26 protein-coding genes and 1 pseudogene are annotated in these 26,085 nt (G+C 67.9%); 9 read left to right on the top strand and 18 right to left on the bottom strand.

Annotated elements, in window-relative coordinates; translation table 11 throughout:
* Positions 1-28: 28 nt before the first annotated feature.
* Positions 29-1,393: an MFS transporter gene (locus tag ACZ0AA_RS14080; protein ID WP_463513291.1), complete on the bottom strand. Its 1,365-nt coding sequence runs from the start codon at positions 1,391-1,393 to the stop codon at positions 29-31.
* Positions 1,394-1,495: 102 nt separating this feature from the next.
* On the opposite strand from ACZ0AA_RS14080, the gene ACZ0AA_RS14075 reads away from it, so the two are divergent.
* Positions 1,496-2,257, top strand: coding sequence for an alpha/beta fold hydrolase (locus tag ACZ0AA_RS14075; RefSeq protein ID WP_463513290.1), 762 nt, complete (start codon positions 1,496-1,498; stop codon positions 2,255-2,257).
* A 28-nt stretch (positions 2,258-2,285) separates the two neighbouring features.
* Here ACZ0AA_RS14075 and ACZ0AA_RS14070 read toward each other — a convergent pair whose 3' ends face one another.
* The 7 genes and pseudogenes from ACZ0AA_RS14070 to ACZ0AA_RS14040 form a co-directional block, all read right to left on the bottom strand.
* Positions 2,286-3,101 carry a DUF2510 domain-containing protein gene (locus ACZ0AA_RS14070; protein WP_400863251.1) on the bottom strand — a complete coding sequence of 272 codons (816 nt, stop codon included), beginning with the start codon at positions 3,099-3,101 and terminating at the stop codon, positions 2,286-2,288.
* A 15-nt stretch (positions 3,102-3,116) separates the two neighbouring features.
* Complete coding sequence (gene mnhG / locus ACZ0AA_RS14065; RefSeq protein ID WP_400863252.1) at positions 3,117-3,506, bottom strand: monovalent cation/H(+) antiporter subunit G; 390 nt, start codon at positions 3,504-3,506, stop codon at positions 3,117-3,119.
* Complete coding sequence (locus tag ACZ0AA_RS14060; RefSeq protein ID WP_042540345.1) at positions 3,503-3,772, bottom strand: MrpF/PhaF family protein; 270 nt, start codon at positions 3,770-3,772, stop codon at positions 3,503-3,505. Before ACZ0AA_RS14060 ends, mnhG begins: the two co-directional genes overlap by 4 nt.
* On the bottom strand, positions 3,769-4,368 hold the full coding sequence (locus ACZ0AA_RS14055; RefSeq protein WP_400863255.1) for a Na+/H+ antiporter subunit E: 600 nt from the start codon (positions 4,366-4,368) through the stop codon (positions 3,769-3,771). The genes ACZ0AA_RS14060 and ACZ0AA_RS14055 overlap by 4 nt, the downstream gene beginning before the upstream one ends.
* On the bottom strand, positions 4,365-5,918 hold the full coding sequence (locus tag ACZ0AA_RS14050) for a Na+/H+ antiporter subunit D (RefSeq protein WP_463513289.1): 1,554 nt from the start codon (positions 5,916-5,918) through the stop codon (positions 4,365-4,367). Before ACZ0AA_RS14050 ends, ACZ0AA_RS14055 begins: the two co-directional genes overlap by 4 nt.
* A gap of 263 nt (positions 5,919-6,181) precedes the next feature.
* Positions 6,182-6,691: pseudogene (locus ACZ0AA_RS14045) on the bottom strand (Na(+)/H(+) antiporter subunit C); the annotation flags it as partial.
* Positions 6,691-9,633, bottom strand: coding sequence for a Na+/H+ antiporter subunit A (locus tag ACZ0AA_RS14040; protein ID WP_400863257.1), 2,943 nt, complete (start codon positions 9,631-9,633; stop codon positions 6,691-6,693). The pseudogene ACZ0AA_RS14045 and the gene ACZ0AA_RS14040, both read right to left, overlap by 1 nt.
* A 295-nt stretch (positions 9,634-9,928) precedes the next feature.
* Between ACZ0AA_RS14040 and ACZ0AA_RS14035 the strand changes: the two genes are divergently transcribed.
* Entirely contained in the window at positions 9,929-10,255 is a 327-nt protein-coding gene (locus ACZ0AA_RS14035) for an L-rhamnose mutarotase (RefSeq protein ID WP_400863259.1), read from the top strand.
* 48 nt (positions 10,256-10,303) lie between these two features.
* Positions 10,304-11,803, top strand: coding sequence for a hypothetical protein (locus tag ACZ0AA_RS14030; protein ID WP_463513288.1), 1,500 nt, complete (start codon positions 10,304-10,306; stop codon positions 11,801-11,803).
* 68 nt (positions 11,804-11,871) lie between these two features.
* Here ACZ0AA_RS14030 and ACZ0AA_RS14025 read toward each other — a convergent pair whose 3' ends face one another.
* A complete protein-coding gene (locus tag ACZ0AA_RS14025; RefSeq protein ID WP_463513287.1) occupies positions 11,872-12,933 on the bottom strand; it encodes a LacI family DNA-binding transcriptional regulator in 1,062 nt (353 codons plus the stop codon).
* A 59-nt stretch (positions 12,934-12,992) separates the two neighbouring features.
* On the opposite strand from ACZ0AA_RS14025, the gene ACZ0AA_RS14020 reads away from it, so the two are divergent.
* Entirely contained in the window at positions 12,993-14,243 is a 1,251-nt protein-coding gene (locus ACZ0AA_RS14020) for an MFS transporter (RefSeq protein ID WP_400863262.1), read from the top strand.
* A 1-nt stretch (position 14,244) separates the two neighbouring features.
* On the opposite strand, the gene ACZ0AA_RS14015 is transcribed toward ACZ0AA_RS14020, so the two are convergent.
* The gene (locus ACZ0AA_RS14015) at positions 14,245-14,634 is read right to left on the bottom strand and encodes a response regulator (protein WP_463513286.1); all 390 of its coding nucleotides are present in this window, start codon (positions 14,632-14,634) and stop codon (positions 14,245-14,247) included.
* A gap of 147 nt (positions 14,635-14,781) precedes the next feature.
* Here ACZ0AA_RS14015 and nucS point away from each other — a divergent pair, with 147 nt between their 5' ends.
* Together nucS and ACZ0AA_RS14005 are read left to right on the top strand one after the other, a co-directional pair.
* Positions 14,782-15,477 carry an endonuclease NucS gene (nucS, locus tag ACZ0AA_RS14010; RefSeq protein WP_400863265.1) on the top strand — a complete coding sequence of 232 codons (696 nt, stop codon included), beginning with the start codon at positions 14,782-14,784 and terminating at the stop codon, positions 15,475-15,477.
* A gap of 63 nt (positions 15,478-15,540) precedes the next feature.
* Entirely contained in the window at positions 15,541-16,206 is a 666-nt protein-coding gene (locus tag ACZ0AA_RS14005) for an HAD hydrolase-like protein (protein ID WP_463513285.1), read from the top strand.
* 259 nt (positions 16,207-16,465) lie between these two features.
* On the opposite strand, the gene ACZ0AA_RS14000 is transcribed toward ACZ0AA_RS14005, so the two are convergent.
* Positions 16,466-16,672, bottom strand: a complete 207-nt coding sequence (locus ACZ0AA_RS14000) for a cold-shock protein (protein ID WP_042540947.1) — start codon at positions 16,670-16,672, stop codon at positions 16,466-16,468.
* A gap of 542 nt (positions 16,673-17,214) precedes the next feature.
* Between ACZ0AA_RS14000 and ACZ0AA_RS13995 the strand changes: the two genes are divergently transcribed.
* Positions 17,215-18,033, top strand: a complete 819-nt coding sequence (locus tag ACZ0AA_RS13995; protein ID WP_463513284.1) for a shikimate 5-dehydrogenase — start codon at positions 17,215-17,217, stop codon at positions 18,031-18,033.
* Positions 18,034-18,063: 30 nt separating this feature from the next.
* Here the strand turns inward: ACZ0AA_RS13995 and ACZ0AA_RS13990 are convergent, their stop codons facing one another.
* Positions 18,064-18,897 (bottom strand): aldo/keto reductase, encoded by an 834-nt coding sequence (locus ACZ0AA_RS13990; protein ID WP_463513283.1) that lies wholly within the window; start codon positions 18,895-18,897, stop codon positions 18,064-18,066.
* Positions 18,898-18,929: 32 nt separating this feature from the next.
* Positions 18,930-20,117 carry an MFS transporter gene (locus ACZ0AA_RS13985; RefSeq protein WP_463513282.1) on the bottom strand — a complete coding sequence of 396 codons (1,188 nt, stop codon included), beginning with the start codon at positions 20,115-20,117 and terminating at the stop codon, positions 18,930-18,932.
* 113 nt (positions 20,118-20,230) lie between these two features.
* On the opposite strand from ACZ0AA_RS13985, the gene ACZ0AA_RS13980 reads away from it, so the two are divergent.
* Complete coding sequence (locus ACZ0AA_RS13980) at positions 20,231-20,680, top strand: MarR family winged helix-turn-helix transcriptional regulator (RefSeq protein WP_400863275.1); 450 nt, start codon at positions 20,231-20,233, stop codon at positions 20,678-20,680.
* Positions 20,681-20,749: 69 nt separating this feature from the next.
* On the opposite strand, the gene ACZ0AA_RS13975 is transcribed toward ACZ0AA_RS13980, so the two are convergent.
* The 5 genes from ACZ0AA_RS13975 to ACZ0AA_RS13955 are packed head-to-tail and all read right to left on the bottom strand — an operon-like array spanning position 20,750 to position 24,863.
* Positions 20,750-21,739, bottom strand: a complete 990-nt coding sequence (locus ACZ0AA_RS13975; RefSeq protein ID WP_463513281.1) for a glycoside hydrolase family 43 protein — start codon at positions 21,737-21,739, stop codon at positions 20,750-20,752.
* Entirely contained in the window at positions 21,736-22,293 is a 558-nt protein-coding gene (locus tag ACZ0AA_RS13970) for a carbohydrate ABC transporter permease (RefSeq protein WP_463513280.1), read from the bottom strand. Before ACZ0AA_RS13970 ends, ACZ0AA_RS13975 begins: the two co-directional genes overlap by 4 nt.
* A 17-nt stretch (positions 22,294-22,310) precedes the next feature.
* Positions 22,311-22,589, bottom strand: coding sequence for a hypothetical protein (locus ACZ0AA_RS13965; protein ID WP_463513279.1), 279 nt, complete (start codon positions 22,587-22,589; stop codon positions 22,311-22,313).
* Entirely contained in the window at positions 22,586-23,560 is a 975-nt protein-coding gene (locus tag ACZ0AA_RS13960) for a carbohydrate ABC transporter permease (RefSeq protein WP_400863280.1), read from the bottom strand. Before ACZ0AA_RS13960 ends, ACZ0AA_RS13965 begins: the two co-directional genes overlap by 4 nt.
* Positions 23,553-24,863: an ABC transporter substrate-binding protein gene (locus ACZ0AA_RS13955; RefSeq protein ID WP_463513278.1), complete on the bottom strand. Its 1,311-nt coding sequence runs from the start codon at positions 24,861-24,863 to the stop codon at positions 23,553-23,555. The genes ACZ0AA_RS13960 and ACZ0AA_RS13955 overlap by 8 nt, the downstream gene beginning before the upstream one ends.
* 141 nt (positions 24,864-25,004) lie before the next feature.
* Here ACZ0AA_RS13955 and ACZ0AA_RS13950 point away from each other — a divergent pair, with 141 nt between their 5' ends.
* Positions 25,005-26,054 (top strand): LacI family DNA-binding transcriptional regulator, encoded by a 1,050-nt coding sequence (locus tag ACZ0AA_RS13950; protein ID WP_400863282.1) that lies wholly within the window; start codon positions 25,005-25,007, stop codon positions 26,052-26,054.
* Positions 26,055-26,085 lie beyond the last annotated feature (31 nt).

Here is a 26,085-nt window from a genome sequence, read left to right as displayed (position 1 = left end):
TCTGCACGGCCACGGGTCGGAGTGCGCGTCAGGCGGTCGCGGCGGTCGCTGCGGATCCTGCTGCGCGGCGTGCGATCGCCCAGATGCCCACCGCGGCGGCGAGGAAGATCGCCGCCAGCACCGCCCAGCCCGCGAATCCGAATGTGATCGCGGTGGCGTTCACCACGATCGGCGACGCGAGGGCTCCGAGTGAGAAGCCCATGCCGAACACCCCCTGGTAGGCACCGGCCCGCACCGGGTCGGCGAGCTCGAAGCTGAGTCCCCACGCGCCTGCCTGCGACAGGATCTCGGCGAACGTGTGCGCGATCATGCCGACGATGAGGATGACGATCGCCGCCCACGCCGGAAGGCCCGCGGCGAGCGCGTAGATCAGGCAGGCCGCGACCATGAGCCACCCTGCGATCATCGTCACCCTTCCCGCGGTCCGGAGGTCGTGTGTGCCGCGAGAGGCCCGCACCTGGAACAGCACGACCAGCGCGGTGTTGACGATCAGGAGCACCGCGAACGTGGCATCCGGGGCATTCGTGTACTCGCTGATCCAGAGCGGCACTCCGAGCTCAGCGACCCCGAACTGCATTCCGAAGATCGCCGAGAGGCCGCTCAGGAGCAGGTAGCGCGGGTCACGCCACGGCGAGCGACGGTTCCAGTCCCTGCGTTCGGCGGATGCCGCGGCCGTCGCCTGCGTGTCGATGGACCCCGTCTCCGTGAGCGAGGTCGTGACCCGACTGCGTGCAGGCGCGTCGACCGCCGATGTCAGGCGAAGGAGCGAGAGCGAGCCGAGTGCGCAGACGGCCCCCGCGCCGGCGATCACGGCCCGGTAGGCCTCGGGGGTGCCCAGCGCGAGGGCTACCGCGCCGAAGCCCGAGCCCGCCGCGATCGCGAGGTTCGTGACGGTGCGCAGCACGGCTCGGGCGTGCACCCGTCTGTCCGGTGCGAACCCTCGCGCGATGATCGCCGACCGGGCCGAGTATCCGAGCGAGTCGAAGAAGCCCGAGAGGCTGGCGAGCAGAAGCGCCGAGAGGAAATCTCCGACGAACGCATAGGCGGCGAGCAGCACGCCGCCGGCCATCTCGAAGCCGAACGCGAGGCGTCGCGCGCTCCACCGATCAGCGAGCCAGCCACCGAGCAGCGAACCCACGACACCGCATCCGCTCGACACCGCGAGCACCACCGCGGCCTGGGCGGGCGAGAGACCGATGATCTGCGTGAAGAACAGCACGGTGACCGCGAGGAAGACACCACGGCCGATGCGCGACACGGCGGTCGCTGCGACCAAAGCCCGCAGCACCGGATCGCTCAATCCGTCCGCGACGCGTGCGATGAACCCCTTCAACGGAGCGGCCGTCTCGCCCCCCGTCTCGATCTGATCTGGATCGGGGTGGGGCGAGGACACCCTTCATCCTCGCACGGCGCGCACTCGCAGCTCGCCGCACATCGGCATACGACGCGGGGAATCGGGTTAGCCCCAGTGTGCTCACTCGGTTAGCGTTGGTGGGTGGTCTCCAGCTACCTCGCCCCGAAGGGCACCCCCGTCACCCTGCTCGAGTTCGAGCACGCAGGGGCGACGCTCATCGCAGAGACCTTCGGCGAGGGCCCCCGCACGTTCCTGCTGCTGCACGGCATCGGCATGGGTCGCAGCGTCTACCTCGATGTCGTCCAGCGACTGCGGGGCCGGGTCATCGCGCTCGACCTGCCCGGGTTCGGTGAGGCACCCGAACCCGCGCGCACCTTCACCATGGAACGCCATGCCGACCTCGTCGCCGCCTATCTCCGGCATGCCGGCGAGGGTCCTGTCGTCGTGATCGGCCACTCGATGGGCAGCCAGATCGCCGCAGAGCTCGCCGCTCGGCATCCGGCGCTCGTCGAGGGCGTCGTGCTCGCCGGCCCCACCGTCAACAAAGCCGCCCGCAACGTCGCGGCGCAGGCGAGCTACCTGCTCACCGACCTGGTCGGCGAACGGCCGCTGGTGATCTGGCGTGGCGCCAGGGAGTACCTCCGGGGCGGCCCGCACCTCATCCGCAAGATCCGCGCGACCATCGTGCACCAGCCCGAGAAGGCGTTCGCGCGCATCGATCAGCCGGTGCTGGTGCTCAGAGGGGAAGACGACCCGCTCGCACCCATGAGCTGGTGCCAGGAGATCATCGACGAGATCCCCGGGGCCGATCTGCAGGTGATCCCCGATCACGGCCACGGCACGCTGATCAGCGACTCCGAGCCGGCGGCCCGCCTGATCCAGAGCTTCGCCGACAACCTCTGACTCGCCCCATCGGCGCGGCGCGTCTGCCTCAGCGCAGCGGCGGGGGTGTCGTCGGAAGCAGCAGCGCGTTGCGGCGCGACCGCGTCAGCAGCAGGACGAATGCTCCCAAACCGCCGAAGAGCACGGCGAAGACGATGCCGAACGCGATCAGGAACCCGGCGACGAGGTTCTGCTGCATGATGCTTCCGGCCACCGCGACCACCGCACCGATCACCGCAAGGCCGGCGACGCACCAGCCGACGATCATCGACGTGAGGTAACCGCGAGGCCCGGCGTGCCCTGGGCGTGGGCCGAACTTCGTCCCGAGGTACCAGCTCCAGCGAGAACCTGTCCACCAGCGGCTGGCCTGCCCCGTCACCGGATACCACCCGGCATCCGGCCCGTCGACCTCGCCGGGCAACGGCTGCACGGACGCGTCGACGAACGGCGCCGACTGCGGGGCGGGAAGTCTGCGCAGGGCGCGCGTGTGCGCGGCGCCGAGGATCCAGATCACGGCCACCGACATCAGGATCACGGGAAGCGCGAAGCTGCCCGGGCTCTGCGAGATCACCGCCGCAGTCAACTGCAGCATGGCGAGCACGAGGAACACGATTCCGAACACCAGACCCACCACCGGCGGCTCGACCGCCAGGGCATCGGGCCGCGGCTTGCCCTTGCGGACGCGATACGGCGTCCACATCACACCGTCCCACCAGCGGACGTCCGGGGTTCCCGGCACCTGATACCAGCCCATCGACAGGGTGGTCGGCGGCGCCGCCCGCTCATGTGCGGTCCACTGCACGCCGTCCCACCAGCGCTGCTGGCCGGGCGTTCCCGCGTCGTACCATCCCTGTGGTGCTGACATCGATCCGCCTCCTTCTCAGCCGGCGCCGGGCGGAGTCTGCTTCGAGTCGGCGAGTTCGTCGACGACCAGGCTGCGCTCGTCGGTCGTGCCGTTGCGATAGGCCTGCCGGCCGACGATGTGCGCCGACAGCGGGGCGGTGGCGAACTGCATCAGGACGATCGGGGCCACGAGCGCGAGCCCGATGAGGATTCCGCCGACGGTGCGCTGCGACAGGGCGATCGCGAGACAGATGAGGATCAGGCCGAGCACCTGGGGCTTCGTCGCGGCGTGCAGCCTCGACGGCACGTCACGGAACCGCAGCAGACCGACCGCAGCCGACAGGCAGAGGAGCGCACCGAGCAGGATCAGCACGAGGATGGCGACGTCGATGACGGCGTCGGGAATGGCGAGACCGAACACGTTCATGGGGTCGTGTTGTCCCTTCTGGCCACGAATCGGGCGACCGAGATCGAGCCGAAGACACCCACAGCGGCGATGATCAGCAGCACCGGGATGTTGCGGGTGTGGCCGTTGATCGCCATCTCGGCGCCGAGCACGCACATGACCTCGGTGAGCAGCACATCGGAGGCGACGGCCCGGTCGAGGATCGAGGGTCCTCGCACGATGCGGATGATCGTCAGGATGGCGGCCACCCCGAAGACGACCATGATCGCCAGCATCAGCACATTCATCGGGCACCTCCCCGGGTCGGTCCGCCGGCACGCGCCGCGCGTTCGTCGGCCTTGAGGGCACGGTACTGGTCGGGCGCGCCGAGCGCACGCACGACCCGTCGCTCCCAGCGCAGCACGTTCGCGCGCTGCGCCTCCACGTCGGCCAGGTTCCGCACTCCGATCACGTGCAGATACAGGATCTGGCGATCGCGGTCGGCCTCGACGATCAGCGATCCGGGGACCAGCGACGACACCACCGACACGTGGGTCATGATGAGGTCGTCGGCGTACTTCAACGGCACCGCGATGATCGCCGCGCCGGGCTGACGGCGGAAGTCGAAGACCTGCGCCGTGACCGAGACCGCTCCCCGAAGGATCGCGAAGAGGAACTGCACCACGAACAGCGCGGCGAACCAGATGTTGATGCGCCCGGAGAGCTCGACCGTCGGCAGTCGGAAGACGCGGGTGACGAACACTGCGACGACGAGGCCCGAGATGAAGGCCAGCACCGTGAATTGGCTCCACAGCAGCATCCAGAGCACGACGAGCCACGCCAGGAACGGCAGCTGCACGCGGATGTCCCGCCAGAAGTGGCGGCCGGTCTCGGTGGGGCTCATCCGTCGACCTCGTCTTCCAGCTGCACGAGGGTGACCGGGTCGAGCAGCGCCGCGCCGATGCGGTCGCACAGCGCGTAGAGCGGACCGGCGAACACGGTGAGCGCGATGGTCACGCCGACCATTCCGGCGGTGGCGACGGTCATGATCTTCGGGATGCGGCGACGCTCCTGCTGCTCGTCGGCGGCCGGGGCGTTGCCGAGGTACGAGATGCGACCCTCGGTCTCGGTCGAGTCGTCCTCCTCGCGCCAGAACGCGAGGTTCCACGCGCGCATCAGCGCGTAGAGGGTGAGCAGCGAGGTGACGATCCCACCGAAGATCAGCACGATCATCAGCGGCGTGCCCACGGATGCCGCGGCTTCGAACAGCGCGAACTTTCCGATGAAGCCGGAGAACGGCGGCAGTCCACCCAGGTTGATCGCGGGGATGAAGTACAGCACCGCGATCACGGGCGCGACCTTGAGCAGACCCTTCACCCGGAGGATCGAGGTGCTGCCCGCCCTGCGCTCGATGAGACCGACGGCGAGGAACAGCGTCGTCTGCACGATGATGTGGTGGACGATGTAGTACACCGTCGCGCCGATCGCCGCCGGAGTCGCTATCGCGAGACCGAAGATCATGTATCCGACATGGCTCACGAGCGTGAACGACAGGATTCGTTTGAGCTCGGCTTGCGCCACGGCGCCGAGCACACCCACGATCATGGTCGCCAACGCGATGATCAACAGCACGGTGTCGATGCTGTTCTCGGCGAACAGCTGCGTCTCGGTGCGGATCAGCGCGTAGACGCCGACCTTCGTGAGCAACCCCGCGAACACCGCGGTGACCGGCGCAGGGGCGGTCGGATACGAGTCCGGCAGCCAGAACGACACCGGGAAGATCGCGGCCTTGATGCCGAAGGCGATCACGAGCATCAGGTGCAGCACGAGCTGCGTCTCCTGCGGGAGCTCGGTCATGCGCTCGGCGATCTGCGCCATGTTCACGGTGCCGAGAGCGCCGTAGATCATCGCGATCGAGGCGAGGAACAGGATCGACGAGACCAGTGAGACGACGATGTAGACGGCACCGGTGCGGATGCGGGACTCGGTGCTGCCGAGAGTTATCAGCACGTACGACGCCACGAGCAGGATCTCGAAGCCGACGTAGAGGTTGAACAGGTCGCCCGCGATGAAGGCGTTGAAGATGCCCGCGGCGAGGATCAGGTACGACGGGTTGAAGATCGAGATCGGCGTCTCATCGGTGCCGTCGGCCGCCCCCTGGCCGATCGAGAAGAGCAGAACGGCGAGCAGCACGATGCTCGAGATGAGCACGAGGAGAGCGGCGAGCCTGTCGACGTAGAGCACGATGCCGAACGGCACGGGCCAGCCGCCGACCGAGACCGCGAGCGGCTCTCCGGCATCGACGACGACCAGCAGGACGGCCGCGATCACCGAGACGATCGCGAGCGTCGCGACGGTGACGAAGGCCTGCAGGCGCGGATTGCGACCGAAGATCAGGGTCACGGCCGCGCCGAGCAGCGGCAGGGCGACGAGCAGCGGGACGAGGGCGCTCATCGGCGGTCCTCCCCGTCGTCGGTGTGCTCAGGTGCGCTGTCATCGGATGCCGTGTCTACCGCCGTGTCGCGAGCGGCGTCCGCGGCGTCGGTCTCGTGGGCGTCGGCCGCGTGGGTGTCGGAGTCCGTCCGGAATGCCGACGAGTCCCCCGAGTCCTCTGCGGCGCCATCGTCAGGCGGGGCCGATTCTCCGTCGAGGACGGATGCACCCGCTCCGGCATCCACGTCCGCTTCCGCATCCGCATCCGAATCCGTGGGCGCGGTGCGGGCCGCCGTCGGCCGGTCGGTCGGGGCGTCGTCGTGGATCGACGGGTGGTCGCGCATGTGCAGCACGGTGATCGGCGACGTCTGCACGCCGACGAAGTCGGTGGTCGCCTCGTCGTCTGCGGCGTCGGCCTCGTCGTCCATGAGGTCCTCGTCGGCGTCGGTGCGCTCGCGGAGGGCGATGTCGGCCTCGTCGTCCTCGACGGTGTCGGCCTGACCCAGCTGCCACGAGCGGTAGATGAGCGCGAGGAGGAACGCGGAGACGGCGAAGGTGATGACGATGGCCGTGAGGGTGAGCGCCTGCGGCAGCGGATCGCTCAGCTCTCCTTCTGTGCCGAAGAAGGGAGCGTTGCCCGGCACGCCCATCACGATGAGCAGCAGCAGGTTCGTGGCGTTGCCGAGCAGCAGGAAGCCGATCAGCACACGGGTGAGACTGCGCTCGAGCATCGCGTAGACACCGCAGGCGAACAGCACGGCCATGATCACGATCAGGGTCAATGAGACATCCATCAGATGCTCACCCCCCGTTCGCGGAATTCCTGCGCCTGACGGTCGACCTCAGCGCCGAGGCTGCGCAGCACGTCGAGCACGAGGCCGATCACGACGAGGTACACACCGACGTCGAAGATCGTCGAGGTGACGAACTCCATGTGGCCGATGCCGGGGATCTCCCACTCCCAGAAGTTGCTGGTGAGCGGGGCGAGGCCGAAGAACAGGGGCACGACGGCGGTGCCGACGGCCAGGATCAGACCGGCGCCGAGCAGTCGGCCGGCGTCCGTGGGCGCGGCCGCGCCGAGCTCCCAGCGTCCGCCGGCGACGTAGCGCATGACGAGCGCCATGCCCGCGACGAGTCCGCCCGCGAAGCCGCCTCCCGGAAGGTTGTGGCCGGAGAAGAGCAGGAAGATCGACACGACGATGATCGTGTGGAAGAGGATGCGGACGATCACCTCGAGCAGGATCGACCGGTTCTCCGGGTTCATCTTCGGACCGCCGACGAGCCACGCGCGGGGGCTGCTCTCGTTCTCGTCGGTCTGGAAGCGCACGCCCTCGGTCGTCTCGACCAGGGGACGGCTGAGGGTTCGACGGCGCCGTGCCTTGGGCAGCGTCTTGGTCGCGGACAGCATGTCGGCGCGGTGCGTGACGAACACGAGCGACGCCACGCCGGTGGCTGCCAGCACGAGCACCGAGAGCTCGCCCATCGTGTCCCAGCCGCGAAGGTCGACCAGCGCGACGTTGACGACGTTCTTCCCATGGCCGATCTCGTATGCGAGCTTCGGGAACGCCGCCGAGATCGGGTCCGCGACACGCGACTGGGTCGCGACGACCGCGACCAGGGCCATGGTGAGCCCAACTCCGACACCCAGCAGCGCACGGGGGATGCGGCCGACGGAGGCGTTGTGCTCGCCCATCCGCGCGGGCAGTCGACGCAGCACGAGCGCGAAGGTCACCATCGTCACCGTCTCGACCAGGATCTGCGTGAGTGCCAGGTCGGGGGCGCCGCTGGTCGCGAACAGCACGACCATCCCGAGGCCGGTGATCGAGACGAGCACCACCCCGGTGTATCTCTTCTGCGCCCGAACGGCCATGATGCCGGCGGCGGCCATCATCGGCGCGACCACGAGCTGCGCGGGGGTGTGCCAGGCCGAGAGCTGGAAGCGGTCGATGTCGCTGGCGACGAGAGCCGTGATCTCGGCAGCGACGAAGACCACGAAGATCGTGCCGACGTAGACCGGAAGCGAGCCTCGCTGGGTGAGCGTCGTGCTCAGCACCGAGAGCCTGTCGACGCCGCGCATGACCAGGTAGTAGACGTCTGCCGCAGTGAAGCGGATCATCCGCGCCTTGCGATCCCAGCCGGTGCGCAGCGTCAGGAGGAAGACCCCGGCACCGAGCAGGATCGACAGGATCGAGATGCCGAGGGCGGGCTCGAGACCGTGCCAGAGGGCGAGGTGCCCCGGCCCCTCGGCAGCGACCCCTTCGGCGTCGAGTCCAGGCGTCGCGGTGAGTGCGTAGCCCTGCAGCGCGACGTCGAGAGCCGGGGCTCCGATGCCTGCCGCGAGCGTGAGGCCGGCGAGGATGATCGGCGCCGAGAGGAATCCGACGGGCGGGTCGGGCCATGCGGTGTCCGGCAGGCGATCGCCTGCTGCGTCGCGCTTGGTCCAGAAGGCACCCCAGAGGAAGCGGATGCCATATGCCGCAGTGAGAATGGATCCGATGCTGACGCCGATGATGGCGACGAGTCCCCACGGCGATCCGTGCAGCGCGTCGTCGAGGAGCGCGGTGAGCGTGGACTCCTTGGCGACGAATCCGAGGGTCGGCGCGATCCCGGCCATGGACGCGATGGAGATGAAAGCCGCAGTCGCCATGACCGGCGCCTGACGACCCACGCCACTGAGCTCGGTGATGTCACGCGTCGACAGCTGTCGGTCGATCACACCGACGATCAGGAACAGCGCCGACTTGAACAGGGCGTGCGCGATCACGAGCGCGAGACCGGCCAGGGCGCTCGCCTGCGTGCCGTAGCCGATCACGATCGAGAAGAAGCCGAGCTGGCTGACGGTGCCGAAGGCGAGGATGCGCTTGAGGTCGGTCTCTCGCAGCGCCTGGATGCCGCCGAGCAGCATCGTCACGATTCCCAGCGAGATGATGATGGGGCGCCAGGGTCCGGTGAACGCGAAGATCGGTGCGAAGCGCGCGATCAGATAGATGCCGGCCTTCACCATCGCCGCCGCGTGCAGGTAGGCGCTCACAGGGGTGGGTGCGGCCATCGCGCCCGGCAGCCAGAAGTGGAACGGGAAGATCGCGGACTTGCTGATCGCTCCGACGAGCAGCATCACCACGGCAGCATCGACGATCGCCCCGGTGGGCGCGATCTCGAGGATCTCGCGGATGCTCGAGGTGCCGGCATCGACGACCAGCAGCACGACACCGACGAACATCACGAGTCCACCGAGAGTCGTGACCAGCAGCGCCTGCAGGGCGGCTCGACGACTGGCGGCGCGGCGTCGGTAGTGGCCGATGAGGAGGTACGAGAGGATGCTCGTCACCTCCCAGAACATGACGAGCATGACCAGGTCGTCGGTCAGGACGAGGCCGTACATCGCCCCGGCGAAACCGAGCAGGACTCCGGCGAACTGGCCGATGCCCGCGGAGTCGTCGTGGAAGTACCAGCGGCAGTAGAGCAGCACGAGGGCGCCGACGCCGGTGACGATCAGGGTCAGCACCCAGCCGAGCACGTCCATGTTCATGGACAGGTTCAGCCCGAGCTGCGGAATCCACGCGACCGAGACGAAGGGTGTCGGACCGTCGAGCACCTGGGGGGTGAGGACGAGGGCGTGGATGAATGCCGCGGCGGGAATGAGAGCTGCGATGGCGAATGCCTGAGACCCCAGCCAGCGCACCAGAACGGGCATCAGGAGAGACCCGAGAAGGAACACGGCGAGGAGCGTCAGCATATACGCGGCTCCTCAAAGCTCGTCGGCCGGTGGCGGCGCAGGCGGGCGGGCGGGTGTAGGTATCGAGTTTACCTTGATATTCTGCGCTTCAGGGTCGATCATGTCGGCGCCGACTCACGCAAATGGCCGGTTTCGCCCGGAATTTCGGGCACTTTGCGCGATTCGAATCCGTGGATCAGGTCATTCGGACGGGTTGTTCCCGGTGCACCTCGTGGTGCCATCCTGGTCGACAGGGGCGGATGCCGCGGCACCCGTCGCGGTACCTCTCGCCCCGCCGGACAGAAGGAAGTCACCCATGCGCATCGCCCTGCACTCCGAGATCCGCGACGGCGCGATCGACGACTACCGCACGAACCACGCTCGCATCCCCGATGCCCTCGCCGCGACCTTCTCGCGCATCGGCATCCACGAGTGGACCATCTGGCGGTCGGGTCACCGCCTCTTCCACCTCGTCGACTGCGACGACTGGGATGCTGCGGTCGCGGCGTTGAAGGACGACCCCGCCGATCACGCGTGGCAGTCCGACATCGGCCGTTTCGTCGAGCTGTTCCGCGACGCCGACGGCGCCGAGGCTACCGCTCCTCTCGAACAGATCTGGGATCTCAGGTCGCAGATCGCCTGATCGACGCGGAGTCCACGGTCTTCTCCGGGGCCGTGGCAGAGTAGCCCCGTGACGCGGGCGTGGGTGCGGGAGCTGGCTGGCTGGCTGAGCGCTGCCGCCGTGTCACTCGCGACGACGTCGGCGGTCGCGTCGTCGGCCCGCGCCGATCTGCTGTTCCGCGACGGTGACTCGATGGTCGTGGCGCTGATCGCCCGCTCGCTGCTCTCCGGAGAGCCCCTCGACTGGGCGATGTCGAGCGTGCTGTTCCTGCCGGAGTCCGCGGCTTTCACCGCTCTCGACGCGGCGTTGCCCCTGGAGGCGAACGCCCTCTTCGCGATCAGCGCGATCGTCAACCTCCTCGCTCTCTACGCGGCCATCCGTCTGGTTGCCGGTCGCGCCCGCACGGGAATGGCGCCGGTGGCCTGGTCCGTGGTCGCCCTCGCGGTGTTCGGCGTGCTCTCGATGACCGATGTCTCGGCATCGCGTGAGGCGATGGACCTCGCGTCGCTGCAGCTGACGACCACCTATTACTCCGCGACCGTCGTCGGCGTCGTCGTGACGATCGGGATCGTTCGACGCATGGTCGACATCAGCGAGCTCAGAGCGTCGCCCTTGATCGCACTGGGCCTCGTCGCCCTCGTCTCGACACTCTCGAACCCGCTCTACGCGGTGTGGGCGACGCTTCCGCTCGTGATCCTCCTGGCCATCGCGTCGATCTCGCCCCGGCTGCGCACGCGGACTCCAGTGATCATCGTGGTGCTGCTCGCCGGCACCACGCTCGGTTTCCTCTCACGTATTCCGCTCTCGGCATGGATCACGAAGACCGGCATCGGATATGTGCAGCCCGCGCAGTGGCATGAGTCGATCGACTACTACGCGCGGCTCGTCGGCGAACGATTGCAGAGTCCTCTCGGGGTGCTCGGGATACTCATCACCGCTGCGCTCCTCGTCATGGCCGTCGTGCGAACCGTGCGGCCGCGCCACCCCGGCTCGCGGCTGGTCGCCGCCATGGCCTGGGTCTCGCCGGTCATGGTCGTGGTCGGGGCCATCGCGTTGGGGACCCATGCGGCGCGCTATCTGCAGCCGTTCGCCTTCGCTCCGGTGCTCGCGCTCGTCGCCCATCCGCAGGCCCTGCGGGTCGGCGAACGTGTGCGTCGAGCCGCGGCGGGGCTGACCGCGGTCCTGCTCCTCGTCATCGGCGGGGTCAGCATCCCTCGACTAGCGGATGCCGCCACCCGCCCCGACGCCGATCTCGCCTGCGTCGCCGACTGGGTCGACGCCTCCGGTCGCACCGGGGCCGGGCAGTTCTGGACGGTGCGCCTGCCCAAGCTGCATCTCTCCGACTCCTCGCGACTCGTGCAGGTCGATCATCAGCTCAATGCGTACGCCTGGCTGGTGAATCGCACGGACTTCGCGGTCGGCGAGGTGTCGTTCCTCGTCGAGGATTCGCAGACCGTGCCATGGGATCTTCCGCAGGATGTTCTCCCCGCGAGGGTCGTCGACTGCGGTCGGTATTCGATCCTCGACCTGGGTACCGAGACGCTGCCGTTGGGCCCGCAGCGCTCCTGACGCCTGAGCACGCTCGATCCGGGAACGACGCGCACCCGTTTCGCCCCACCCGCGCGAGTCCCGCCTGCTCAGCGAGCGGGCGCCGCCGTGGTCGTGCCCTCACGGAATCGGCAGGTGAGGTGCAGCGTGAGGCCAGGCTCTCCCTGCAGCATCCGCGCGACCTGCTCTCCCGCGGCGCGCCCCTTCTCGACCGCCGGCTGCACACTGGTCGTCAACACGAGGTCGCCGAGCCCATCGGCGGCGATGCCGTCGAATCCGGCGACCGACAGGTCTTCGGGCACGCGCAGCCCGAGCTCCTCCGCCGCCCGGATGACGCCGACCGCGATCAGGTCGCTCTGAGCGAGGATCGCCGTCGGCCGCGTCTCGGTATCCGCCAGCAGCCGTCGCCCGGCGAGGAGGCCCTCGTCGATGAAGCTGCCTCCCGCCGAGATCGCCGGTGCGTCGGGAAAGATCTCGCGCATGCCGGCGAGACGATCGACCGTGACATCGACCGTCGCCTCGTCGATGCGCTCCTGCGTGACCGGGCCTCGTTCACGCCGCGTGTCGAGCGGCAGGGTGACGAGCGCCACGTCACGGTGACCGAGATCGCGAAGGTGCCGCGCGACGTCTGCGGCAGCGGCGGCATTGTCGAGCGTGATCCTCGGGATGCCCTCGCCGGCATCGCCTTCGATCACGACCACGGGCAGTCCACGACTGCGGACGATGTCGAGCGATGCCTTGGCGCGTCCCGAGCATCCGATCAGCACGACCGCATCGACGGGTGCGCTCGAGAGCGATGAGCCGTCATCGCCCGGTTCGTCTCTCATCAGCAGGATGCCGGCGCTCAGGTCGGCCATCCCATCGGTGAGGCCGTCCATCATGGCGGTGGTCACCGGGTCGAGGAAGGCCGCGCGCAGATGCCCCTCGAGCACGACGGCCACGATGCCACTGCGTCCTCGGCGCAGCGAGGCCGCTCGCGGGTCTGGTCCGGCGTAGCCGAGGTCGGCGGCGGCGGCGAGCACCCGCTCCCGCGTCGCCGGCGCGACGTTGGTCTTGCCGCTGAAGACGACGGATGCCGTCGACGTCGCTACTCCCGCCTGGCGTGCGACATCGGCGATCGTCGCTCGGCGCGGGCTTTCGTGGCTCGTCATACTCCGAGGATAGCTCCCCGGGTTCCCGATCATCGAATCGATTCGATATGCTGTTCGACATGGACACGGTTCTCTCCCGATCGCAGTACGTGCGCTGGCGCACCGCGATCTTCGCGATCTTCCTCGCCAGCGGTCTGTCGATCGCGACCTGGGCGTCCCGTGTCCCCGACATCAAGCTCGCGCTGGAGGTCGACAAGGCGCAGGTCGGCATGCTGCTGCTCGGCGCGGGCATCGCCTCGATCATCGGAATCTCGACCAGCCCGGCGATCATGGCGCGCACCGGTGCACGCCTCGGCATGATGGTGTCGATCTTCACGTTCGCCTCCGGCGTCGCCCTGATCGGCATCGGCGCCAATGTGCTGGGTTCGTACTCGGTGGTGCTGATCGGTCTCGTGCTGTTCGGCCTCGGCAACGGCTGTGTCGACGTCATGATGAACGTCGAAGCCACAGCCATCGAGCAGCACTCGGGCAAGACGATCCTCCCGCTCTTCCACGCCTTCTTCAGCTTCGGCACTGTGATCGGCGCCGGTCTCGGCGCCCTGGCCGCCCAGCTTCAGATCAACGTCTTCACACATACGCTCGTCGTCGCAGTGGCGATCGCCACCATCGGAATCATCAGCATCGCCAGCGTCCCCCGCCGTGCGGAGGCACTCGACCCGACGACGAATGACGGCGAGAAGGTGCACTGGCGCGAGCGGATGCACGTCGCGATGTCGGCCTGGCGCGAGCCGCGCACCTACGCGATCGGCGTCGTGATGCTCGGCATGTCCTTCGCCGAGGGCGGCGCCAACGACTGGCTGGCGCTCGGCGTCGCTGAGGACCACGGCGGCGGAACCGCTCTCGGCGCTGCGGCCCTCGCCACGTTCTCGGTCGCGATGACCGTGGTCCGCGTGTTCGGTGGCCCGCTGGTCGACCGGTTCGGCCGCGTGGCAGTGCTGCGCATCCTCGCGGTGGCCGCAGCATCCGGCATCCTGCTGTTCATCCTGGCGCCGAGCCTGCCGCTCGTGTTCGTGGGCGCGGCTCTGTGGGGCGTCGGTGCCTCTCTCGGCTTCCCGCTCGGAATGTCCGCCGCGGCTGACGACCCCGCCAAAGCGGCCGCGCGCGTGAGCGCCGCGGCGACGATCGGCTACATCTCCTTCCTCGGAGGCCCGCCCGTGCTCGGCTTCATCAGCGAGCACATCGGCCTGCTCAACACCCTCTACATCCTGGTCGGTCTCGTCGTGCTGTCCGGCCTCTTCTCCGGTGCCGCTCGCCCGCTGCGCAAAGACGAGATGTCGACGCCGCCCGTCACCGCGAACTCAGCCTCGTAGATCAGCGGGCGACAAGCAGACACGGTGCCGGGCCTTCGAGTCGGGCAATGGCGATCTTCACCTCTCCGAGCTCGGACCGCACCCCCTTCACCTCAGCCTCCATCCGATCGAATCTCGCGTCGACACGATCGAACATGACGTCCACCTTCTCGAACCGCGCGTCCATGCGCTGCTCGGACTTCTCGAACCGCGCATCCATGCGCTGCTCCGACTTCTCGAACCGCGCATCCATACGCTGCTCCGCCTTCTCGAACCGCGCGTCCATGCGCTGCTCGGAGATCTCGAACCGCGCATCCGTGCGCGTGATCATCCATCCGAAGCCTGCGGCAAGCCCCAGCAGCGTCGTCGCAACGGTCACGATCATGGTCACCAGCTCTGTCGACACCGTCATCTCCTCATCCTTGACCCGTCCGCCCAGAATGTCAGGATCCAGTCCGATGGAATCGACGACGGGAGTCGATCCGCCGCAGATGTGGAAACTTCGCCGCTGACGCTGACATCAGCAGAACGAGTCGACCCGACGAAGTAGGCTCGACGGGTGCGTCTCGTCATCGCCCGCTGCTCCGTGGATTACACGGGCCGGCTCAATGCCCACCTCCCGCTTGCCACGCGTCTGCTCGTGCACAAGGGAGACGGGAGTCTGCTCGTGCACTCCGACGGCGGCAGCTACAAGCCGCTGAACTGGATGAGCCCGCCCTGCTCTCTCGCCTCCGAAGCGCCAGGAGAAGAGGAGTCGATCGCCGGCGTCACCGAGGTGTGGCGCGTCACGCACAAGAAGACCGGCGACGCCCTTCGAGTGCAGATCTACGAGATCCTGCACGACACCAACCACGACCTCGGCGTCGACCCCGGGCTGCAGAAGGACGGCGTCGAGGCGGACCTGCAGCGGCTCCTCGCCGAGCAGGTCGAGCGCATCTCGGATGGCGCGACGCTGGTGCGCCGCGAGTACCCGACGGCCATCGGCCCGGTCGATCTCCTCGTGCGGGATGCCGACGGCGCGGCCATCGCGGTCGAGATCAAGCGCCGCGGCGACATCGACGGCGTCGAGCAGCTCACCCGCTACCTCGAGCTGCTGGGTCGCGACCCGCACCTCGCCCCCGTGCAGGGCGTCTTCGCCGCTCAGGAGATCAAGCCGCAGGCGCGTGTCCTCGCCGAGGACCGCGGCATCCGCTGCCTCGTGCTCGACTACGACGACATGAAGGGCATCGAGTCCGGCATCCCCCGTCTCTTCTGAGGCGAGCTGCACAGATGTTCACCGCGTTCGGTCGCGTCGTGCACTGCCCATAGGCTGGAAGACATGGCTTCCTCCCCCTATTCGTGCGTGCTCTGGGACGTCGACGGCACCATCGCCGACGCGTCGGTCGGCATTCTCCGCCGCCTGAATGTCGCCCTCACGCACTTCGGACACCCTGCTCCCACGCGCGAGCAGCTGGTGCACTGGATCGGGCCGCCGATGTTCCAGTCGTTCCAGGCGCAGGCGGGCATGACGCCCGAGCAGTCTGCCGAGGCCGTGAGCTTCTACCGCACGCTGGGCAAGGCCGACGGCTACACGACCGATGTCGCCACCTATCCCGGCGTGCCCGAGATCATCCGCGATCTGCACGCCGCCGGTGTTCCGCAGGCGACCGCGAGCTCGAAGCCCGAGATCCAGGTCGACGCGATCGTCGACTTCTTCGAACTCCGCCCGTACTTCCTGACGACCGTCGGCGCGACGCCGGACGAGTCGACCCTCGCGTCGAAGACCGACATCGTGGCGGAGGCGCTGCGCCGCCTGGCCGACCGCGGCGCCGACGTCTCGCGGCCGGTGCTCATCGGCGACCGTCACCACGATGTCGAGGGCGGCAACGCCAACGGCGTCCCGGTGATCTTCGTCGAGTGGGGCTTCAGCGACACGCATGAAGGCGATGAGGCGGCCTTCCGCGCAGCATCCCCCGAAGAGCTGCGCGGCCTTCTTCTGAACTGAGCGGACGACCTCGGCGGCGACCTGCCCCGCGAGCACCCGGCCCGCCGCGTCAGGCGGACTTCGCCGCGTGGGGCGGAGCCTCCGCGCGACAGCATCCGCCCATCAGGGAGTTCTCCGCCCGACAGGGCACCGCAACCGAACCGAGCCCGGGGGCCTCAGGGCCCAGCCACGGCCTCGACACCCCGGAAAGCACAGAACTCCCCGCCGAAGGTCGCAGCGAGTGCGTGCCTCCGGTCGGGGAGTTCTATGACGTCCGCTCTCAGAGCGGACGGATGTTCTCAGCCTGCAGGCCCTTGGGGCCCTGCGCCACGTCGAACTCGACTCGCTGATTCTCTTCAAGAGAGCGGTAGCCGGATGACTCGATGGCGGAGTAGTGCGCGAAAACGTCAGCGCCGCCGTCGTCGGGGGAGATGAAGCCGAAGCCCTTCTCCGAGTTGAACCACTTAACCGTGCCCTGGGTGCTCATGTACTGCCTGTTCTGCTGGAAAGAAGCCGACGCAGGATGCCCCGACGTGCTCCACGCTAGTGGAGCACGCGCTGAGCGGAAGTCCCGAGGTCAGCCCGTAACCCAAATGTTGCACGAGCGGTCATCTGCGGTCATACGAGGCCGCGACGAACTCCCCCAGAAAATGGTGTGGCCCTCACCGCGGGGGGAGCGATGAGGGCCGAAGACGACCGGAGGGTGCGTCAGATTCCAGCCTAACCCCTACGGCACGCGTTTGTCCCCCATTTGGGGGACAAATTCGAAAACTTGTGAGAAGGGGACAAACGACAGCGGCCCTCTCGAGCAGTCCGTTGGGGACAGAACTACTCGAGAGGGCCCAATCGCATGCACGAATCGCCTTTGCCTCTGGGGAAGGCAGCCCGTCTCTGGGGAAGACGGAGACGATCAATCCCCTGTGCACGCACTTTCACCCTAGGGGAGGCGGTCGGATCCCGCCAAGGGGGATTGACGATCGCGGTCATCAGTGATCCGGACGGAACGGAGTCGCCGAGTAGCCTGGTGCGGTGACCATGCTGAACAAGGACATGACCCTGTGCATCTCGCTGTCTGCACGCCCGAGCAACAACGGCACGAGATTCCACAACTTCCTCTATGAAGAGCTGGGCCTCAACTGGATCTACAAGGCGTTCGCTCCGACCGACCTCGGGCAGGCGATCGCCGGCGTGCGGGGGCTCGGCATCCGTGGCTGCGCGATCTCGATGCCCTTCAAAGAGGAGGTCATCGCGCTCGTCGACCGCATGGACCCCTCCGCGACCGCCATCGACTCGGTGAACACGATCGTGAATGACGACGGCGTGCTCACCGCCTACAACACCGACTACAGCGCGATCGCCCAGCTGATCGAGCGCAACTCCCTCGACCCTGCGGCATCCGTGCTGCTGCGCGGCTCGGGCGGAATGGCCAAGGCCACGGCCGCGGCCTTCCGCGATGCGGGATTCGCGCGTGTGACGATCGCCGCTCGCAACGAAGAGCGCGGTCGGGGCCTGGCCGACCTCTATGGGTTCGCCTGGACGGCTGATGCGGATGCCGTGACTGCCGACATCATCGTGAACATCACGCCGATCGGCATGGCGGGTGGGGCCGACGAGCATGCGCTGTCGTTCACCGACGAGCAGATCGCGGCGGCATCCGTCGTGTTCGACGTCGTCGCCCTGCCTGCTGAGACCCCGCTGATCGCGGCGGGGCGCGCAGCCGGGAAGACCGTGATCACCGGAGCCGAGGTGGCGACCCTGCAGGCGCTCGAGCAGTTCGTGCTCTACACCGGCATCCGGCCCGCGGCAGCTCAGGTGCAGGCGGCCGAGGAGTTCATGCGGGCGCAGTGAGCACCGCGCCCGCATGGCATCGGACAGCCGTCAGCCGTTGAACTCGGCGGGGTGCGGGCCGGTGCGGCCGTCGCGCTCGAGAAGATCGACCGCGGCGAGCTCGTCGACGGTCAGCTCGAAACCGAACACGTCGAGGTTCTCGGCGATGCGGGCGGGGGTGACCGACTTGGGGATGACGACCCGACCCTGCTGCAGATGCCACCGCAGGACGATCTGCGCGGGCGTCCTTCCATGGCGGGCAGCGATCTCGACGAGGGAGACGTCGCCGAGCACGGCACCCTGCGCGAGCGGGCTCCACGCCTCGGTGATGACCCCCCGCTGAGCGTTCGCCTCGGCAACCGCACGGTTCTGCAGCGCCGGGTGCAGCTCGACCTGGTTGACCGCGGGCACGACGCCTCCGTCTGAAGCGATCCGCTCGAGGTGCTCCGGCTCGAAGTTCGAGACTCCGATCGCCCGCACACGCCCGTCTGCATAGAGTCGCTCGAGGGCACGCCAGGTCTCGGGATACGTCGCCAGAGCCGGGGTCGGCCAGTGGATCAGATACAGGTCGAGGCTCTCGAGCCCCAGACGCTCGAGCGATGCGTCGTAGGCGCGCATCGTGGCGTCGAATCCGTGGTCGGAGATCCACACCTTCGACGTCACGAACAGCTCGTCGCGGGCGATCCCCGAGTCGGCGATCGCGCGCCCGACGCCCGCCTCGTTGCCGTAGACCGCTGCGGTGTCGATGCTGCGGTATCCGGCGTCGAGCGCTGCGGCGACGGCATCCGTCGTCTCGGCATCGGGCACCTGGAACACGCCGTAGCCGAGCTGCGGCATGTCGATGCCGTTGTTCAGGGTGACTGTGGGGATGGTGGGAGCGTGCATGCGTGGTTCTTTCTCTCTGCGGGTCGGTTCGGTCAGGCGGCGACGGTCTGGAGCGTGCCTGTGGCTGCCGGCGCGGGCCGACGTGCGGTGACTACGGCGATCACCATGACGACCAGAGCGGATGCGGTGATCGCGGCGCCGATCCAGATGGGCGAGGTGTAGCCGAGGCCTGCCGCGATGCCGAGGCCGCCGGCCCATGCGCCGAGGGCGTTGCCCACATTGAATGCGCCGATGTTCGCGCCGGAGGCGAGCGTCGGCGCCCCTCCTGCGTAGTGCATGATGCGGCTCTGCAGCCCCGGCACCGTGCCGAATCCGAACGCGCCCATCGCGACGAGGATCGCGATCGTCGCGGGCTGCGACCCGGAGAAGAATCCGAACAGCACGAGCACGACCACCAGCGCCGAGATGAAGATCAGGAGGGTGCGGTCGATCGAGCGGTCGGCCAGGCGTCCGCCGATCCAGTTGCCCGCGACGAGCCCGGCGCCGAAGAGCACGAGCAGCCACGGAACGGAGGTGTCGGCGAATCCGGTGACGTCGGTGAGCGTGTAGGCGATATAGGTGAACGCGCCGAACATGCCGCCGAAGGCGAGGGCGGTGACGATGAGCGAGAGCCACACCTGGCCGGATCGGAAGGCGCGGAGTTCGCTGCGCAGGCTCACCTGCGCGCCGGACTGCTTCGGAGCGGTGACGAGCAGCGCGATGCCCGCGAACGCGACGACGCCGATGGCCGAGATCACCCAGAACGTCGAACGCCAGCCGAACTGCTGGCCGAGGAACGTGCCGAAGGGGACGCCGAACACGTTGGCCGCCGTGAGCCCGGTGAACATGATCGCGATCGCCCGCGCCTTCTTGTCGGGGGCGACGAGCTCGGCCGCGACGACCGATCCGATGCCGAAGAATGCACCGTGGCACAGGGCGGCGATGATGCGGCCGATCATGGCGACGGTGTAGTCGGGGGCGAGAGCCGTGATCGCGTTGCCGACGATGAACAGCACGACGAGGCCGAGCAGCACGGGCTTGCGCGGCAGCCTCGTGGTGGCGGCGGTGAGACCGAGAGCGCCGACGACGACGCTCAGCGCGTACCCCGAGATGAGCCAGCCGGCGGTGGCCTCGGTGACGCCGAAGTCGGTGGCGACCTCGGGCAGCAGGCCCATGATCACGAACTCGGTGAGTCCGATCCCGAAGGCGCCGATGGCGAGTGCGATGAGTCCGAGTGGCATGGGTGTGCTCCGTGGTCCTCTGCTAAAGTAGTTGCAGACGCGGGATATTGCGTCCGACGGATAATCATTGCACACGCAACTATCCAGCGCAAGCAACTACTTCGGAGGTCACTGTGGGCATCTCAGACGACGCTGTCGAGATCCGCGCGCGCGGCTGGCGCACGCTCGCCGCACTGCACGGCATCATCGAGGCCGATCTCGAGAAGGCGCTCGGGGCGTCCGCAGGCCTCTCGGTGGTCGAGTACACGGTGCTCGACGCCCTCAGCCGGCAGGACGGCTGGCACATGCGGATGCAGCAGCTCGCCCGTGCGACGGCGCTGAGCCCGAGCGCGACGACCCGACTCGTCACGCGCCTCGAAGACCGCGGGCTGCTCACGCGCATCCTCTGCGCCGACGACCGCCGAGGCATCTACACCGAACTCACCCCGGCCGGTCTGGCTCTGTATGAGCAGGCGCACCCGATCCACGACGAGACACTCGAACGGGCCCTCGCCGAGGCGGTCACGCAGCCCGAGCTCGCGCCCGTCGTGCACGCACTGCAGGCAGTGACCGTCGACGCATAGTCCCCGGCGAGGGGTCCGAGGTCACGCGTCGCCCGCGACATCAGACCTTCCGCCGAGTGACGTTCGGCGTCAGCCGGCGGTCGAGAGTCGAACGGAGGGTGAGGCGCCCTCCCAGTCGAGAGGCAGAGCGGCGAGACCTCGGTAGATGAAGAGGTCGTCCCAGCCGTGGAAGACGAGCACATCGCCATCGGGTGTGGAGACGACGTCCTGACCTCCCGGACCGAGGTAGCGGTCGTCAGTGGACGACGTGGAGAGGACGGGATCCGGCAGCTTCTCGAACGGCCCGAGCAGCGAAGGGGCTGTCGCCGCCCCGACCGCGTAGTCCTCGGAGCCGTAGTCGTTCGCCGAATAGAGAAGCACGTAGGTGCCGTCGCGCTTGACCAGCACCGGCGCCTCCACCAGATGTCCCTCCCAGCTCTCGGTCTGCATGACCAGTCGGGTCGCCGGCCCGGCCAGCTGGGTGCCGTCGGCCGAGACGGGAGCGATCTGGATCCAGGTGTCGAGTTCGCAGCAGTTGCCGTCGTTCTTCCACAGGAGGAACCGCGACCCGTCGTCGTCGACGAAGGCGGCGGGGTCGATCGCCCCACCCTCCTCGAGCGGACAGACCATCGGCTCCGTGCCGACGGCGACATATGGGCCCGTCAGCGTGGCGGCGGTGGCGGATCCGATGCACTGCCTCCCGGAGGCGGCGTGCTCTGCCGAGAAGTACATCACGAAGCTCCCGTCGGCCCGCTCCGACACGTCCGGTGCCCAGGTTCGCCCGGCGCTCGCCCACTCCGGAAGGTCCGGTAGCGCATCGTCCGTGGAGACGTCCCACGAGACCAGGTCGGTCGATGTCGCGAACTGCACGTTCGCGCCCTGATTCTCGGTGGCGAACGCGACGTAGACCCCGTCGCCCTCGACCACGTCCGGGTCGGCGAAGTCCTGGTCGATGAGGAACGGCGCGCGTTCCACGGCCGTCTCGGGTTCTGCGGGCGCGGAGCATCCGACGAGACCGACGCCCAGTGCGAGCAGGATGCCCGCCGCGACCGCGGGGGCGAGCCTGGCGGTATCGGTCACCCCTTGACCGCCGATCCGGCGACGGATTCGACGATCTGTCGCTGCGCGAACGCGAAGAGGATCAGGACGGGGACGGATGCGATCACCGCACCTGCCATGACGATCGCGAAGTGCGTCGAGTATGCGCCCTGCAGCTGGCTGAGTCCCGGCTGCAATGTGAGGTTCTCGGGGCTCAGCAGCACATAGACGGGCCAGAGGAAGTCGTTCCAGTTGCCGAGGAACGACAGCACAGCCAGAGTCGCGAGCGCGGGGCGAGCGAGCGGAAGCACGACCTGCACGAAGATGCGGATGTCGCCGGCACCGTCGATGCGGGCAGCCTCCTCGATCTCGGGCGGCAGCCCGACGAAGAACTGTCGCAGGAAGAAGATGCCGAAGGCGCCGGCGGCACCGGGCACCGTGATGGCCCAGATCGTGTCGAGCCAACCGAGGTTCTGCACGATCAGGTAGTTGGGGATCAGGAACACCACAGGAGGAACGAGCAGCGTCGCGATGATCACTCCGAAGACGATCCGCTTGCCCGCGAACTCGAGCCGGGCCAGCGCGTACGCACCCATCGACGCCGTCACGAGGATCAGGACGGTCTGCAGAGTCGCGGCCGCGAAGCTGTTCCACAGCCAGAGGAAGATCGGCTGCTCCCCGAGCCGAGCAGGCTCTGGTAGGCCTCGATCGAGAACGGGTCGGGCAAGGAGAACGGAGACCTGATGGCGTCGGCGTCGGTCTTGAAGGACGTGATCAGCATCCACAGCAGCGGGAGGACGATCACGAGAGCCAGCGCGATGAGGGCGGCATACAGCGCGATCCGCGCCCACGCACGGCGGGCGGACGGGCGGCGGGTGAGTGCTGTGGTCATGATGCCTTCTCGACCCTCTCGCGCTGCAGGCGGAAGTTGATCACACTGACGATCGCGAGCGCGAGGAACAGGATGTAGCTCATGGCGGCGGCCGGGGCCATGTTGTTCTGCGAGAGGCCCTGGTCGGCGATGTACATGATCACCGTCCTCGTCTCAGTGCCGGGCCCTCCCTTGGTGAGGAGGTACGACTGGCCGAACATGTTCGCCGACGCGAGGATCGTGGTCGTGGTGATGAAGGTCATCACCGGGCGGAGTCCTGGGAGCGTGACGCTCGAGAACTTCCTCATCGCTCCAGCACCGTCGAGCGCGGCCGCCTCGTAGAGGTCGCCGTTGATGCCCTTGAGGCCGGCGAGGAAGATGATCGTGTTGAGACCCATGGTCCACCAGACGGTCACGCCGACGATGGATACCCAGACCCAGGGGACGTCGACCGTCCACGGGATGTCTGCGGGCAGTCCGACAAGGCTGAGCAGGTGGTTCAGGATCCCGGACTGCGTGTCGAAGATGTAGCCCCAGATCACGCCGATGACCGCGACACCGAGAACGTACGGGGCGAAGAAGATCGTCCGGAACGTGGTGGCCGCGCGGATGCGCTGGTTCAACAGGATCGCGACGAGAAGCGGGATCACGACGAGGAACGGCACGCTGATCACGATGAAGATCCCGGTGACGCTCATCGACTTCCAGAAGTCGCTGGAGAGCACGTTGCCCGGGGTGAACAGATCGATGTAGTTCTGGAACCCCACGAATTGCTGCACGTCGCGGAACGGGCTCCAGTTGGTGAGGCTCATCCAGATGCCGAAGATCCCGGGACCCGCGACGAACGTCACGAAGAGCACGAGGAACGGCGCGAGGAACAGGTACGCGGTGAGCGTCTTGCGCCGAGAGGATGCGGAACCCGGGCGCGTTCGCGGGTGTCGCCCCCCAGCGCTGCTGCGCTGGGGGGCGACGAGGGTGGCTGTCTCAGTCACCGTACTTCGCCCGGTTCTGCTCGAGGATCTGGTCGGCCTTGGCCGCGGCGTCGTCGAGCGCCGTCTTCGGATCCTTCTTTCCGGTGAGGGCCTCGTTCAGCGCGAGGGTGATCTGTGCGTTGACCTCCGAGATCCCGGGAGAGACGGTCTCGTAGTGCGCGTAATCGAGCTGCTCCATGAAGGGTTCGAGGTTCGGATACGTCGACAGCAGCTCGGGGTCCTCGCGGACCGAGTTGGCGGCGGGAAGCTCTCCGGTCTCGGCCCAGCCGAGCGAGTTGTCGTTCATCCACTTCACGAAGACCGATGCGGCGGCCGTCTCGTTCGCATCCTGGCCCTTGTTCGAGGGGAACACCCAGTGGGTCGAGCTCGACCACACGGCCTTCTCCTCGCCGATCTGCGGCACGGGCGCCGGCGCCCACTCGAGATCGTCGAAAGCCGTGTTCGTGGTCTGCCAGACGCCGTTCCAGTTGAACGCCGTGTCACCGGCGATCAGCGCCTTGATGTTGCCGTCCTGTGCCACGTTCGCAGGGCTGTAGCCCTTGTCGACCATGTCGGTCATCCACGTCAGGGCCTTCACACCGGCCTCGGAGTTGAACGTCGCCTCCGTGACGTCGTCGTTGTAGAGATCGCCCCCGAACTGCCAGATCAGGCTCTGGAACTCGAACGTGCCGGTGAAGACGTACCCGTCGACCCACTCGCCCTGGACCCCGGCGCCCTTCAACGCGTCGAGTGCGGCCAGATAGGAGGCCTCATCGGTGGGGATCTCGGTGATGCCCGCCTTGGCGAGAACAGTCTTGTTGGTGAACAGCCCCAGCGGCGTCACGCTCCACGGCACGGCGTACTGGGTGTCCTGGTAGTTGCCCTTGTCGAAGACGGTCGGCGGGAAGTCCGCCGCCGCGTACCCGAGCCCGTCGATGATCTCGCCGGAATCGAGCAGCAGGTTCTGCGCCGCGTACGTGGCCAGGTCGTCTCCGTGCAGGACGGCGACATCCGGGCCCTTGCCCGCCTTGATGGCGAGCGGCATCTTCGCCGTGATGTCCGCCCACTCCTGCGGAACGGCCTTCACGGTGATGTTGTCGTGCTCCGCGTTGAACTCCTCGATGAGCTCGGGAACGATCTTGGGGGCTGCTCCACCCGTCCAGCCGTGCCAGAACGTGACCTCGACATCCGGGCCGGTGTACTCCCCGTCGCCGGAGACGGCGCCTCCGCCGGTGCCGGCGGACGCCGCACACCCTGATGCTGTGATGCCGATGGCGAGTGCGATGCCTGCACCTATCGCTCGGCGAGCCCATGGACTGTTCATGTGATTGCTCTCCTTTGAGTGACTCCGGCGCACCGGAGCGGGATGACCGGATACCCCAGCCGTGATCGCAATTTACAGCGCTGGAATTTTGTTGTCAAGGTAGTATCGCGGTTGACGACGTAGCGACCAATTGGAGACCGCATGGGTGTGCGCTTGCAGGATGTCGCGGAGCTCGCCGGCGTCTCGATGAAGACCGTGTCGAATGTGGTGCGCGGGTACGAGCACGTGAGCGCATCCACGCGGGAACGCGTGCAGCGGGCGATCGACGAGCTGGACTACCGGCCCAACCTCATGGGCAGACGCCTCGCGACCGGGCGGACCGGCCTGCTGGCGCTCGCCTTCGCGAACGTCGCCCTCCCCTACTTCGCAGAACTGTCGCGCGCTGTCTCGGCAGCGGCCGGCGCAGCAGGCTACCGGGTACTGCTCGAGGAGACCGACGGAACACTGGAGGGCGAGCGCGCCGTGCTCACCAGCTCGGAATCGGGGATGGTCGACGGCATCCTGTTCCAGCCGTCAACGATGTCGTCGGCCGAGATCTCGCGCCACCGCAGCGATCTGCCGATGGTGATCCTCGGAGAAGGGGCAGCACCCCTCCCGGTCGACCGCGTCATGATCGACAATTTCGAAGCCGCTCGTACCGCCACCGCGCACCTGGTGTCGCTGGGCCGCCGCCGCATCGGGTTCGCGGGCCACGAGCTGACCGACCTGTCATCGACCTCGCTGCAGCGCATCGCGGGCTATCAGCAGGCTCTCGAAGATGCAGGGCTGCGCCCCGACCCGCTCCTGCTGTTCCCCAGCCGCGAGATCTCGCCTTCCGGGGCGGTCGAAGGCGTCGGTCGAGCGATCGACGCGGGTGCCGAGTTCGACGGCCTCGTCTGCCGCGACGACCTCGCCGCCATCGGCGCCCTGCGTGCCCTGCACGAGCGCGGTCGCCGCATTCCCAGCGACGTCGCCGTGACGGGCTGGGACGACATCGAGCTGAGCAGGGTGACCTTCCCGAGCCTCACCACCATCGCCCCCGACCTCCACGAACTCGCTCGCCGTGCGGTCGAGATGCTCACGGAGCGGATCTCCGGATTCTCCGCGGCCGGACGCCACGAGCTCGTCGGCTACCGACTGGAGGTCCGAGAGAGTGCGCCTTTCGCCCCGGGATCCGACTCCGTGCCGACCTCCGTCTCGGATTCCGCCTAGTTTACAGCGCTGCATATTTGATGCATGCTGG

This window comes from Microbacterium sp. AC035 (genome assembly GCF_979258485.1).
This window is presented reverse-complemented; position numbering and strand designations above follow the sequence as displayed.

Bases quoted from the DNA above. Each gene is read 5' to 3' on its own strand.
- ACZ0AA_RS14005 (WP_463513285.1), top strand. From the start codon at position 15,541: ATGGCTTCCTCCCCCTATTCGTGCGTGCTCTGGGACGTCGACGGCACC.
- ACZ0AA_RS14060 (WP_042540345.1), bottom strand. From the start codon at position 3,772: ATGAATGTGCTGATGCTGGCGATCATGGTCGTCTTCGGGGTGGCCGCC.
- ACZ0AA_RS14070 (WP_400863251.1), bottom strand. From the start codon at position 3,101: ATGTCAGCACCACAGGGATGGTACGACGCGGGAACGCCCGGCCAGCAG.
- ACZ0AA_RS14035 (WP_400863259.1), top strand. From the start codon at position 9,929: ATGCGCATCGCCCTGCACTCCGAGATCCGCGACGGCGCGATCGACGAC.
- ACZ0AA_RS13990 (WP_463513283.1), bottom strand. From the start codon at position 18,897: ATGCACGCTCCCACCATCCCCACAGTCACCCTGAACAACGGCATCGAC.
- mnhG (WP_400863252.1), bottom strand. From the start codon at position 3,506: ATGAACGTGTTCGGTCTCGCCATTCCCGACGCCGTCATCGACGTCGCC.
- ACZ0AA_RS14020 (WP_400863262.1), top strand. From the start codon at position 12,993: ATGGACACGGTTCTCTCCCGATCGCAGTACGTGCGCTGGCGCACCGCG.
- ACZ0AA_RS14000 (WP_042540947.1), bottom strand. From the start codon at position 16,672: ATGAGCACCCAGGGCACGGTTAAGTGGTTCAACTCGGAGAAGGGCTTC.
- ACZ0AA_RS13950 (WP_400863282.1), top strand. From the start codon at position 25,005: ATGGGTGTGCGCTTGCAGGATGTCGCGGAGCTCGCCGGCGTCTCGATG.
- ACZ0AA_RS13955 (WP_463513278.1), bottom strand. From the start codon at position 24,863: ATGAACAGTCCATGGGCTCGCCGAGCGATAGGTGCAGGCATCGCACTC.
- ACZ0AA_RS14055 (WP_400863255.1), bottom strand. From the start codon at position 4,368: ATGAGCCCCACCGAGACCGGCCGCCACTTCTGGCGGGACATCCGCGTG.
- ACZ0AA_RS13965 (WP_463513279.1), bottom strand. From the start codon at position 22,589: ATGACCACAGCACTCACCCGCCGCCCGTCCGCCCGCCGTGCGTGGGCG.
- ACZ0AA_RS13985 (WP_463513282.1), bottom strand. From the start codon at position 20,117: ATGCCACTCGGACTCATCGCACTCGCCATCGGCGCCTTCGGGATCGGA.
- ACZ0AA_RS14040 (WP_400863257.1), bottom strand. From the start codon at position 9,633: ATGCTGACGCTCCTCGCCGTGTTCCTTCTCGGGTCTCTCCTGATGCCC.
- ACZ0AA_RS14015 (WP_463513286.1), bottom strand. From the start codon at position 14,634: ATGACGGTGTCGACAGAGCTGGTGACCATGATCGTGACCGTTGCGACG.
- ACZ0AA_RS13970 (WP_463513280.1), bottom strand. From the start codon at position 22,293: ATGGGTGCGTACGCGCTGGCCCGGCTCGAGTTCGCGGGCAAGCGGATC.
- ACZ0AA_RS14050 (WP_463513289.1), bottom strand. From the start codon at position 5,918: ATGAGCGCCCTCGTCCCGCTGCTCGTCGCCCTGCCGCTGCTCGGCGCG.
- ACZ0AA_RS14025 (WP_463513287.1), bottom strand. From the start codon at position 12,933: ATGACGAGCCACGAAAGCCCGCGCCGAGCGACGATCGCCGATGTCGCA.